Annotated in this window: 1 protein-coding gene; it reads right to left on the bottom strand. The window is 72.0% G+C overall.

The genetic code is table 11. From position 1 onward, the window contains the following. Window positions 1-147: 147 nt before the first annotated feature. Complete coding sequence (locus OG254_RS44555; protein WP_405593449.1) at window positions 148-12,810, bottom strand: SDR family NAD(P)-dependent oxidoreductase; 12,663 nt, start codon at window positions 12,808-12,810, stop codon at window positions 148-150. Window positions 12,811-12,829: the final 19 nt, after the last annotated feature.

The raw sequence follows: 12,829 nt of genomic DNA, 5'->3' as shown, positions 1-12,829 counted from the left end.
CTTCGAAAGAGCGCGGAGAGCCGAATCAGGGGGCTTGGAGCGGCGGTGGGGCAGGGGCTTGGAGTGGTGCCACGTCAGGGAGCGTGGACTGGGCATGGCGCCAGGTCAGGGGGCTCGGCGTGCCACCTGGTCGCCTGGACGGGGCCGTCATTCGGCGACCCAGGGCTTGTCGTCGAGCAGTGCGAAGAGCTCGTCGTCGGTGGCGTCGTCGATGGCGACGCGGTTGCCCTGGTCCGCCTCCTGTCCGCCGCCTCCGACAGCACCCGCCGACCATGTGGCGAGCAGTTGCTGGAGCCGGTCGCCGATCGCCGCGCGCACATCGTCGTCCGCGGCCGGCGCGGTCTCGACGAGGACCGTGCGGAGCTTGTCCAGCTCGCCCATGAGGAAGGCGGTGTCACCGTCGTCCGCGGGGGCGAGCTCCGCGCCGAGGTGGTCGCGCAGGGACAGGATGGTGGGGTGGTCGAAGACGAGGGTGGCGGGGAGCTGCAACCCGGTCACGCTGTTCAGCCGGTTACGGAGATCCACGGCCGTCAGCGAGTCGAAGCCCAGCTCCTTGAACGCCCGCGACGCGTCGACGGATCCGGCCGAGGCATGCCCCAGCACGCCGGCCACCTCGGCCAGCACCGCGTCCAGCAGCACACGGTCCCGCTCCACCGAGCCGAGCCCGCGCAGCCGCTCCACGAGGCCACCACCGCCGACGGCTCCGCCCGACGCGGCCGTCTCCCAGCGCCGCCGCCCCGCCGTCGGCACCAAGTCCCGCAGCACGAACGGCACTTGAGCGCCCGAGAGCGCCGAGGTGCGCAGGGCAACGGGGACGGCGTTCGGCTCGTTCACGACCAGCGCGGCATCCAGCAACGCCAACGCCTCACCCGCGGCCAACGGCGGCAGTCCCCCACGCCGCAACCGCGCCACGTCCGCCTGCGGCAACCGCCCACCCATACCGGCCTCCCACATACCCCAGGCCAGCGACACGGCCGGAAGTCCCTGGGTACGGCGGGTGACGGCAAGGGCGTCGAGGACGTTGTTCGCGGCGGAGTAGGCGGCCTGTCCGGCGTTGCCCACGACACCCGCGAACGAGGAGAAGAGCACGAAGGCGGACAGGTCACGGTCAGCCGTCAACTCATGTAGATGCAGTGCCGATTCGACCTTCGAAGCCATGACACCCGACAACCGCTCCGGGCTCAGATCGGCGACCAGGCCGTCGTCGAGGACGCCCGCTGCGTGCACCACACCGGACAGGTCGACGCCGTCGAGCACGGCGCCCAGCGCCGCACGGTCAGCCACATCGCACGCCCGCACCTGAACGCGGGCACCCAACTTCTCCAGCTCAGCTACGAGTTCGAGAGCGCCCGGAGCCTCGGGACCGCGCCGGGACACGAGGAGCAGATCCCGTACCCCGTGCTCGATGACAAGATGCCGGGCAACTTCCGCCCCCAGGCCGCCGGTCCCACCGGTGATCAGCACGGTCCCCTCGCCACTCCACGGCGACGGCACCCGCAGCACGACCTTGCCCACGTGCTTGGCCTGCCCCAGCAGGCGTAGCGCCTCCGGCGCCCTGGCGAGGTCGTACGAGGTCACCGTCACCGGCCGCAGCGCGCCCCGCTCGAACAGCTCCAGCAGCGCGGTCCACATCTCCGCGGTCAGGTCCGGCCCCGCGTCGAACGTATCGAACGCCCGATAATTGACCCCCGGGTGAGCAGCCACCACCTTCTCCGGATCGCGGATGTCGGCCTTGCCCATCTCCACGAACCGGCCACCGGACCGCACCAGCCGCAGCGACGCATCCACGAACTCGCCCGCGAGCGCGTCCAGTACGACATCCACACCCGACTGGAACCGCTCCTCGAACTCGGTCGTGCGGGAGGAGGCGATCCGCTCGTCGGGGATCCCGAGGTCGCGCACGACCGGCCACTTGGGCTCACTCGCCGTGGCATACACATCAGCGCCCAGATGCTGGGCCAACTGCACCGCGGCCATACCGACACCACCGGCCGCGGCATGGATCAGCACGGACTCGCTCGCCTTGAGCCCGGCCAGCTCCACCAACGCGTAATAGGCGGTCAGGAACACGATCGGCACCGACGCCGCCTGCTCGAACGACCACCCCTCCGGAATCCGGGCAACCAACCGGGCATCAGTGACAGCCACCGGACCGAACGACCCGTCCAACAGACCCATCACCCGATCACCGACCACCAAGCCGGCAACCTCCGGGCCCACCTCCACCACCACACCCGCACCCTCATGCCCCAGCCGACCCGCATCCCCGGGATACGTGCCCAACACATTCAGCACATCCCGGAAGTTCACACCCGCAGCCCGCACAGCAACCCGCACCTCACCAGGCCGCAACGTCCGCGCGTCCTCGGTGATCACCGCCACGCCGTCCAGGCGGCCCTGCCGGTCGACCTCCACGCGCCACGTCGTGCCCGGCGCCACGGCCGGCGGTACGAGGACGTCTCCGGAGGCCATCCGCGCCAGGCGCGGTACCCATGCATCGCCCTGGCGGAGGGCGAGTTGGGGCTCGTCGAGGGGGGAGAGCCGTGCGGCGAGGGCGCGGTACGAGGCCGCGGTGCCGTCCACGTCGGCGATGGCGAGGCGGCCCGGGTGCTCGCTGATCGCGGACCGGACCAGGCCCCAGGCGCCGGCGCCGGACAGGTCCGGGGTGTCGGTGCCGGAAGCAGGGTGCGCGGCGACCGCACCGGTGGTCAGTGCCACCAGGGGCGTGTTCGCCCATCGCTCTTGTGCGAGCCAGGTCCGCATGGCACCCAGGAGATCAGCAACCGGACTTAGGACATCACCAGAGTTGGCCGCGACGGCCAGTCCGACGGCCGACGGTGCCGGCTCGCCCGCTTCCATGGCGGCGATGAGGGCGTCCAGGTCCGCGTAGTGCCTCGTGGGCACCCCGGACTCGCGCCATACGGCCGTGTCGCGGTCGCCGACGACGGCCCAGTGCCCGGTGCGGGCGGCCTCGGTGCGGTCAGCGGGCGCCGGTACCCAGTTGAGCCGGAACAGGTCGTCCGGGCCGGTGGCCGCCCGGGCCAGGTCGGCCGCGGAGACGGGACGCAGTACCAGCGAGTCGACCACGGCGACGGGGGCACCCGCCGCGTCGGCGACATGCAGCGTGTACGTGTCGGGCGCGCGCTGGGTGAGCCGGGCCCGTACGACGCTCGCGCCGACGGTGTAGAAGGACGCGCCCGACCACAGGAACGGCAGCAGTGCCCCCTGCTCCTCGCCTGCGCGCAGGGCGAGGGCGTGCAGCACGGTGTCGAGGAGCGCCGGGTGGAGCCCGAAGGCCGTCGCCTCGTCGGTGGCCGGCTCGGGCAGGGCCGCTTCGACGAGCAGGTCGTCGCCTGAGGCCCAGGCACGGGCCAGGCCGCGGAAGGTGGAGCCGTAGGAGAGGCCGGCCTCGTGGAGCCGCTCGTAGAGGCCGTCGAGGGCGAGTTCCCGGGCTCTGGCGGGCGGCCAGGTGCGCAGTTCGGGTGCCGCCGAAGGGGTGACGGCCGCGTCGTCGACGACGCCGGTGGCGTGCAGGGTCCACGGCTGGTCGGGACCCGCGTCGTCGGGCCGGGCATACACGTGCAGGGCCCTGGCTTCCCCGCCGTCCACCGCCGGGGGCTCGACGGTGATCTGGACAGTGACGGCTCCGTCGGGCGGCAGGACGAGCGGCGCCTGAAGGGTGAGTTCGGCCAGCCGTCCGCGGTCGGCGCGGTCGCCGGCCTGGAGGGCGAGTTCGACGAACGCCGTGCCCGGTACGACGACAGTGCCGGCCACGACGTGATCGGCAAGCCACGGATGCGTACGGATCGACAGGCGGGACGTGAGCAGCAGCGTCTCGGAACCGGCCACGGTGACGGCCGCGCCGAGCAGCGGATGTTCCGCGGCGACGAGACCGAGCCCGCGCGCATCAGCGGCGGAGCGGGCCGGCTCCAGCCAGTACCGCTGCCGCTGGAAGGCGTACGTCGGCAGCGGCACCCGCCGTGCAACGCTGCCCTGGAACAGGGCAGCCCAGTCGACACGAGTACCCCGGACGAACAGCTCGGCCACTGCCGTGAGCAGCGTCTCGGCCTCGGGGCGCCCCTTGCGCAGCACGGAGAAGGACGGCGCGGCCGCCGGGTCGACGAGCCCGCTCAGCACCGGGTCGGGACCGATCTCCAGCAACCGTCCGGCGGACAGCGATCCGGTGGCGGTGGCCAGGGCGTCGCGGAAGAGGACGGGACGGCGCACCTGCTGGACCCAGTAGGAGGGGGTGGTCCAGTCGGACTCGCCCACGGTCTCACCGGTGACCGACGAAGCCGCCGCGACAACGGGGGGACGGTAGGTGATCTGCTCGGCGACCGCGGTGAACTCGTCGAGCATCGGCTCCATGAGCGGGGAGTGGAAGGCGTGGGACACGCGCAGGCGGGCGACCCGGCGCCCGCGTTCACGCACGGCCGCCATGACCCGCTCGACGCCTTCCTCGGTGCCGGAAACGACCACGGCGGTCGGTCCGTTGACGGCGGCGATCGTCACGTCGTCGGTGGTGAGCAGGTCGGCGAGCTCTGCCTCGTCCGCCTCGACGGCGGCCATCGCACCGCCCTCCGGCAGGGCCTGCATCAGGCGGGCACGGGCTGCCACCAGCCGTACCGCGTCGGGGAGTTCGAAGACACCAGCCGTGTAGGCGGCGGCGTATTCGCCGATGGAGTGACCCAGCACGACGTCCGGCGCGACGTCCCATGACCGCAGCAGTTCCACCGACGCGACCTGGACCGCGAAGAGGGCCGCCTGTGCGTAGCCGGTGCGGTCGAGGAGGGCGGCGGCTTCGGAGCCTTCCTCCGCGAACAGCACATCGCGCAACGGAAGCGGGAAGCCAGCCGCACCGACCAGCTCGGCCTCCAGCAACCCAGCAGCCTCGTCGAAGGCACGGGCGAACTGCGGATAGACGGCGTGCAGTTCACGCCCCATACCGAGCCGCTGACTGCCCTGCCCCGTGAACATCCACGCCGTACGACCCTCCGCCACGACACCCGTCACGGCAGGCCCGGCGAGCCCCGACCGCAGCGCGTCAGCGTCACGCCCGAGGACCACCGCCCGGTGCTCCAGGGCCGCACGCGTCGTCGCCAGGGAAAGCCCGACCGCCGCCGGGTCGAGGTCATCGGCCTCAACGTGCGCCGCCAGCCGTCCTGTTGCGGCGCGCAGGGCATCAGCGGTGCGGGCCGATACGACCCACGGAGTCACCGGAAGGTCGGCTGCGGATTCGGGCTTGCGGGGAGACGGGGTCGTCGGGGCTTCTTCGAGGATGACATGGACGTTGGTACCGCTGATGCCGAAGGACGACACACCCGCACGGCGCGGACGCTCACCCTGCGGCCAGGCCCGCTCCTCCCGCAGCAGCTCCACCGCACCCGCCGACCAGTCCACGTGCGAGGACGGCTCATCGACGTGCAGCGTCCGCGGCAAGGTCTGCTCCCGCAGCGCCATGACCATCTTGACGACGCTCGCCACACCGGCCGCCGCCTGCGCGTGCCCGATGTTCGACTTGATCGAGCCGAGCCACAGCGGCTCGTCATCGGCATGCGCCTGGCCGTACGTCGCCAGCAGCGCCTGCGCCTCGATCGGGTCACCCAGCCGGGTGCCCGTGCCATGCGCCTCGACCGCATCCACCTCGGAGGCATCCAGCTGAGCGGCGGCCAACGCCTGCCGGATCACCCGCTGCTGCGACGGACCGTTCGGCGCGGTCAGCCCATTGGACGCACCGTCCTGATTGACCGCACTGCCCCGCACGACCGCCAGCACCGGGTGGTTGTTGCGCCGGGCATCGGCCAGCCGCTCCAGAACGAGGATGCCCCCGCCCTCGGCCCAACCCGTCCCATCCGCACCCTCGGCGAACGACTTGCACCGCCCGTCACCCGCCAGCCCACCTTGCCGTGCAAACTCAAGGAAGATCGTCGGCGTCGCCATGACGGTCGCACCGCCCGCCAGGGCGAGGTCGCACTCACCCGAACGCAACGCCTGACAGGACAGATGCAGAGCGACCAGGGCCGACGAGCACGCCGTGTCCACCGACATCGCCGGACCCTCCAACCCCAGGGAGTAGGCGAGGCGACCGGACGCGACGCTGGGTGTGCTGCCCGTCAGCAGGTACCCCTCGGTGTTGCCCTGCGGATCGTCGACCGTGCCGCTGCCGTAACCGTTGGCGGAGACGCCGGCGTAGACACCCGTCGGCGTGCCGCGCAGCGATGCCGGATCGATCCCCGCGTCCTCCAACGCCTCCCACGCCGTCTCCAACAGCAACCGCTGCTGCGGATCCATCGCCAACGCCTCCCGCGGCGAAATCCCGAACAACTCCGCATCAAACAGCGCCGCACCATCCACGAAGCCACCGACGGTGGCCAGCCCCTCCAACAACCCAGGGTCCCAACCACGATCCGTCGGCAACCCGGACAACCCGTCCCGGCCCTCCGCGACCAGCTCCCACAACCCCTGAGCCGAATCCGCACCACCCGGGAAACGACACCCCATCCCCACGATCGCAACCGGCTCGTCGAAGGCCGTCGCCACCTGGGCACGCGGTCGCGAGGGCGCCTGCGCAGTGATCTCGCCGAGGACCTGTTCGAGGAGGAAGTCGGTGAGTGAGTTCGGGTTCGGGTGGTCGAAGACAAGGGTGGCCGGGAGTGCGATGCCGGTCGCGGAGCCGAGGCGGTTGCGCAGGTCGACGGCGGTCAGCGAGTCGAACCCCAGGTCCTTGAAGCTGCGGGTCTCGTCCACGGACGCAGCCGACGCATGGCCGAGGGCGACGGCGACCTGCGCCTGAACCAACTCCAGCAGGGCCCTGCGCTGTTCGACAGGTGCCAGCCCCGCGAGGCGGCGAACCAGCTCGCCGTCGGCTGCCGTGGCAGCGCCGGCAGTGCGCCGACGGGCCCGAAGCGGTACGAGGTCGTGCAGGACTGGGGACAGGGCGCCTTGGCCCGCCTCGCCGAGTGCCGAGGTGCGCAGGGCGACGGGGACGGTGATCGGCTCGTTCACCAGCAGAGCGGCATCGAGCAGGGCCAGACCCTCGCCCGTCTCCAACGCCGGGAAACCCTGCCGAGCCATCCGCTCCAGCTCCGCCTCACCCAGCGTCCCGCCCATACCATCGGCGTTCGCCCACATACCCCACGCCAACGACACACCAGGCAGACCCTGAGCCCGCCGCATCACCGCCAGCGCATCCAGCACATTGTTCGCCGCCGAATACGCCGCCTGACCGGCATTACCCACGACACCAGCGAACGACGAGAACAACACAAACGCCGACAGCTCACGACCCGCCGTCAACTCATGCAAGAGCAGCGCCGATTCAGCCTTGGCCGCCACCACCCTGCCCACCCGCTCAACCGACAGGTCAGCGATCAGACCATCGTCAAGAACCCCCGCCGCATGCACCACAGCACCGAGCCGGACCCCGTCCAGCACGCCGGAAAGCGCCGCACGGTCCGTCACATCACACGCCCGCACCTGAACGCGGGCACCCAACTGCTCCAGCTCAGCCACGAGTTGACCCGCACCGGGAGCAGCCGAACCGCGCCGGGACACCAGCAACAGATCCCGCACCCCGTGCACACCCACGAGGTGCCGGGCGACCTCCGCACCCAACCCCCCAGTGCCACCCGTGATCAGCACCGTGCCCTCGCCACTCCACGGCGACGGCACCCGCAGCACGACCTTGCCGACATGCTTGGCCTGACCCAGCAGCCGTAGCGCCGCCGGCGCCCGCCCCATGTCGAAAGCCGTCACGGGGTTCGGCCGCAGCACACTCTGCTCGAACAGTTCCAGCAGTGCGGTCCACATCTCGGCGATGCGATCGGGACCCGCGTCGATCAAGTCGAAGGCGGTGTAGTCGATGCCGTGCTCGGCCCGCACCTGCTCCGCGTCACGGATGTCGGTCTTACCCATCTCCACGAACCGGCCACCCGGCCGCACCAACCGCAACGAGGCATCCACGAACTCACCCGCAAGCGAGTCCAACACCACATCCACACCCGACCGGAACCGCTCCTCGAACTCGGTCGTGCGGGAGGAGGCGATCCGCTCATCCGGGATCCCGAGGTCGCGCACGACCGGCCACTTCGACTCACTCGCCGTCCCGTACACCTCGCCGCCCAAGTGCTGGGCCAACTGCACGGCCGCCATCCCCACACCACCAGCAGCGGAGTGGATCAGCACCGACTCCCCCGCCTCCAGACCGGCAAGGTCGACCAGGGCGTAATAGGCAGTCAGGAACACAATCGGCACAGACGCCGCCTGCTCGAACGACCACCCCTCCGGCACCCGCGCCAGCAACCGCGCATCGGTCACGGCAGTCGGAGCGAACGCCCCGTCCAGCAGTCCCATCACCCGGTCACCGACCACCATGCCGGTCACCCCAGGGCCCACCTCCACGACCACACCGGCGCCCTCATGCCCCAGCCGTCCCGCATCCCCGGGATACATGCCGAGGACGTTCAGTACGTCACGGAAGTTGACCCCGGCGGCCCGCACCGCGACCCGCACCTCACCGGCCCGCAACGCATACGGCTCCTCAGGAACCAACGCCACACCATCCAGCCGGCCCTGAGCCACCACATCCATACGCCAATCGACGCCCACACCCACCGGCGGCAGGAGCACATCCCCGCCGGTCATGCGGGCAAGGCGCGGTACGCGGGCCCTTCCTCGGCGGATCAGGACTTCGCTCACCGTCTCCGGGACGCTCGCGAGCCTCTCCCAGGAGGCGGAGTCGAGGTCGAGGTCGGCGAGGGCGAGGCGGCCCGGGTGTTCGGTCGCGGCCGTGCGGACCAGGCCACGGACGGCGGCCGCGGCCGGCTCGGTGCGGGGCTCCTCGTCGTCGGCCGGGCCCGAAAGCAGGATCAGCAGGCGGGAGTCGGTGAGGCGCGGCTCCCGCAGCCACTCCTGGATCGTGCCGAGGATCTCGGTGACGGTCTCCCGGAGGGCGCCTGCGGCGGCGACCGGCAGGGCCACGGTGCTCGGCGGTTGCGTGCCTGCGTCGAGTGCCGTGCGCAGTGCGTCGAGGTCCGGGTACGAAGTGCCGAACCGGGCTGTATGTCCGTCCGGGAGTTCGCCCAGGACGGCCAGGTCGGCAGTCCGGGCGTCTCCCGTGTCGGTGAGGGGGCGCCAGTCGACCCGGAACAGCGCGTCCCGGACGAAGGACCCGCTGGTGTCCAGATCCGTGAGGGTGACTGGGCGCAGTACGAGGCTGTCGATCGTGGCGACGGGTTCGCCGGACGCGTCGGCGACCCGGAGTTCGACCGTGTCCTCGCCGCGCGGCGTCACGCGCACGCGGACCGTGGACGCGCCCACGGCGGACAGTTCCACGCCCGACCACAGGAACGGCAAACGGGCGCCGTCCCGCTCCCAGAGGCCGAGGACGTGGAGCACCGTGTCCAGCAGCGCCGGGTGCACGCCGAATCCCTCGCCGCCGCCTGTGGCCGCGTCGGGCAGGGCGGCCTGGACGAACCAGTCCTCTCCGGAGCGCCATACGGCTTCCAGGCCACGGAAGGCCGGGCCGTACGACAGGCCCGCAGTCCCCAACCTCTCGTAGAGGCCGTCGAATTCGACCTGCTCCGCTCCCTGCGGCGGCCATACGCGCAGGTCCCAGGTCTCTCCCGCCGACGCGGTCGCGGCGATGGTGCCTGACGCGTGCAGCGTCCAGGTCAGTTCGTCCGTCGTGTCGTGCGGGCGGGCGTGGATGCGTAGGTCTCGGTGTCCGGCGGCGTCCGGCGATTCCACGCCCACCTGGAGTTCGACGGCCTGGTCCGCCGGGAGGGCGAGTGGGGCGTGGAGGGTGAGTTCGTCGATGCGGTCACAGCCGGCCCGCTCCCCGGCGGCCAGGGCCAGTTCCAGCAGTGCGGTGCCGGGGACGATCACCGTGCCCGCCACGACGTGGTCCGCGAGCCAGGGCTGGTCGGCGACGGACAGCCGGGCCGTCAGCAGCACGGTGTCGGTGTCGGCGACGGACACGGCGGCACCGAGCAGCGGGTGGCGGACGGGGCGCAGGCCCAGGCCGGCGGCGTCGACGGTGGTACGCGGCGCTTCGAGCCAGTAGCGGCGGCGCTGGAAGGTGTACGTCGGCAGGGGCACCTCACGTGCGCCCGTGCCCGCGAAGACGGCCGCCCAGTCGACCGGGGTGCCGCGCACGAAGAGTTCGGCGACGGCTGCGAGGGCCGTCTCGCGTTCGTCCCGGTCACGGCGCAGCACGCACGCGGCGGGGGCGGTGTCGACGAGTGCGGACAGGACCGGGTCGGGGCCGAGTTCGAGGAAGCGGGCGACGCCGAGTTCGTCCACGGCCGTGCGGGCGGCGTCGTGGAAGCGTACGGCCTCCCGCACCTGCCGTACCCAGTACTCCGGGGTCGTCCAGTCGTCGCTGTCGAGCACGGCGCCGGTGAGGGTGCTGACGGCGTGCAGCGTCGGGCGGTGGTAGGTCACCTGGGCGGCGATGCCGGCGAACTCCGTCAGCATCGGTTCCATGAGCGGGGAGTGGAAAGCGTGCGAGACGTGCAGGCGCGTGGCCCGGCGGCCCTGTTGGCGTGCCGTGTCGAGCAGGTGTCGTACGGCGTCCTCGTGGCCGGAGACGACGACGGACGTGGCGCTGTTCACGGCGGCGATGACCGCGCCGTCCGCGAGGAGTGCGCCGACCTCCGTCTCGGTTCCCTCGACGGCGGCCATGGCGCCGCCCTCGGGCAGGGCCCGCATGAGGCGTGCTCGGGCGGCCACCAGCCTTACGGTGTCGGGGAGTTCGAGGACGCCGGCCGCGTGGGCGGCGGCGAACTCGCCCACCGAGTGGCCCAGCACGACCTCGGGTCGCGTGCCCCAGGAGCGCAGCAGCCGGATGAGGGCGACTTGCAGGGCGAAGAGCGCGGACTGGGCGTATCCGGTGTCCTGGAGGGTCTGTTCGTCGTCGCCGAAGAAGACGGTGCGCAGGGGCTGGGCGAAGCGGAGTTCGGCGTCGAGGAGTTCGCAGACCTCGTCGAGTGCGGTGGCGAACTCGGGGAAGGTGGCGGCGAGTTCTCGTCCCATGCCGGGTCGCTGGCTGCCCTGGCCGGTGAACATCCACGCGGTACGGCCCTCGGTCACGGCACCCTTGATCATGGGTGCGGTGAGCTGGGCGCGGAGGTCGGCCAGGTCGCGGCCGAGGACGACGGCGCGGTGGTCGAGCGCCGCCCGGGTGGCAGCGAGGGAGAACCCGGTGTCCAGGGGGTCGGCGTCGACCGGGGCGAGCCGTTCGATCTGGGCGCGCAGGGCGTCGGCACCGCGCGCGGACACGACCCAGGGGATCACGGGCAGATCGACCGTCGGGGTCGGGGTGGCCGGTTCGTCGACCTCCTCGACGGAGGGCTCGGCGGGGGCCGGTACGTCGTCGGTGGGAGGCTCGGCGAGTACGAGGGCCGGGGCGGAGACGGGGGCGGAGACGGAGGCGGGGGCCTCCTCGATGACGACGTGGGCGTTCGTGCCGCTGATGCCGAAGGACGACACACCGGCCCGACGGGGACGCTCGCCCTGCGGCCAGGCCCGTTCCTCGGTCAGCAGCCGTACCGCGCCCGACTCCCACTCCACGTGGGAGGACGGCCGGTCGGCGTGCAGGGTGCGCGGGAGGCGTTCCGCGCCGAGCGCCATCACCATCTTCATCACGCCGGCCACACCCGCGGCGGCCTGCGTGTGCCCGAGGTTGGACTTGACGGATCCCAGCCACACCGGCTCGCCGTCGCCGTCGCGTGCCTGCCCGTAGGTGGCGAGGAGGGCCTGGGCCTCGATGGGGTCGCCGAGCCGGGTGCCGGTGCCGTGCGCCTCGACGACGTCCACCTCGGCCGGAGACAGACCGGCGTTCGCGAGGGCCTGGCGGATCACCCGCTGCTGGGACGGCCCGTTGGGCGCGGTGAGCCCGTTCGAGGCGCCGTCCTGGTTGACGGCCGTACCCCGCACGACAGCCAGCACCGGCCGCCCCTGCCGACGCGCCTCGCTCAGCCGCATCAGCACCAGCACACCGGCGCCCTCGGACCAGCCCGTGCCGTCCGCCGACTCCGCGAAAGCCTTGCAGCGGCCGTCGGACGCCAGCCCACCCTGCCGGGAGAACTCGACAAAGGTCGCCGGGGTCGCCATGACGGTGACGCCGGCGGCGAGGGCCGTGTCGCACTCCCCCGACCTGAGCGACTGGCACGCCAGATGCAGCGCCACCAGGGACGACGAACACGCCGTGTCCACCGTCACCGCCGGGCCCTCGAACCCGAACACATACGCCACGCGCCCCGAGAAGACGCTGCCCGCGTTCCCGTTGGCGAGCAGGCCCTCGACCTCGTCCGGCGTGGCCGGCAGACGCGAGGCGTAGTCGTGGTACATCAGCCCCGCGAACACGCCCGTGCGCGAGCCGCGCAGCGACAGCGGGTCGACCCCGGCGCGCTCCAGCGCCTCCCACGAGGTCTCCAGCAGCAGCCTCTGCTGCGGGTCCATCGCCAGCGCCTCACGCGGGGAGATCCCGAACAGCTCCGCGTCGAACTCGGCGCCGTCGTGCAGGAATCCGCCCTGCCGCGACGACGACTGGCCCGGTCCGTCCCCGAACAGGCCCGTCAGGTCCCAGCCGCGATCCACCGGGAAGCCCGACACACCCTCGCCGCCGGACGCCACGAGGTCCCAGAGCGCGTCCGGCGAGTCCACCCCGCCGGGAAAGCGGCACCCCATCCCCACGATCGCGATCGGCTCGTGGTCCCTGGCCTCGACCTCGCGCAGCCGCTGACGGGTCTGGCGAAGGTCGGTGGTGAGCCGCTTGAGATACGTCAGAGTCTTCTCGTCAGTGGGCACGCGAATCCTGTCCCTTTGT

Source organism: Streptomyces sp. NBC_01092 (assembly GCF_045039535.1).
In the GTDB taxonomy this organism is placed as follows: Bacteria; Actinomycetota; Actinomycetes; order Streptomycetales; family Streptomycetaceae; genus Streptomyces.
The sequence above is the reverse complement of the archived record's forward strand: the minus strand, read 5'-3'. Positions and strand labels throughout refer to the sequence as shown.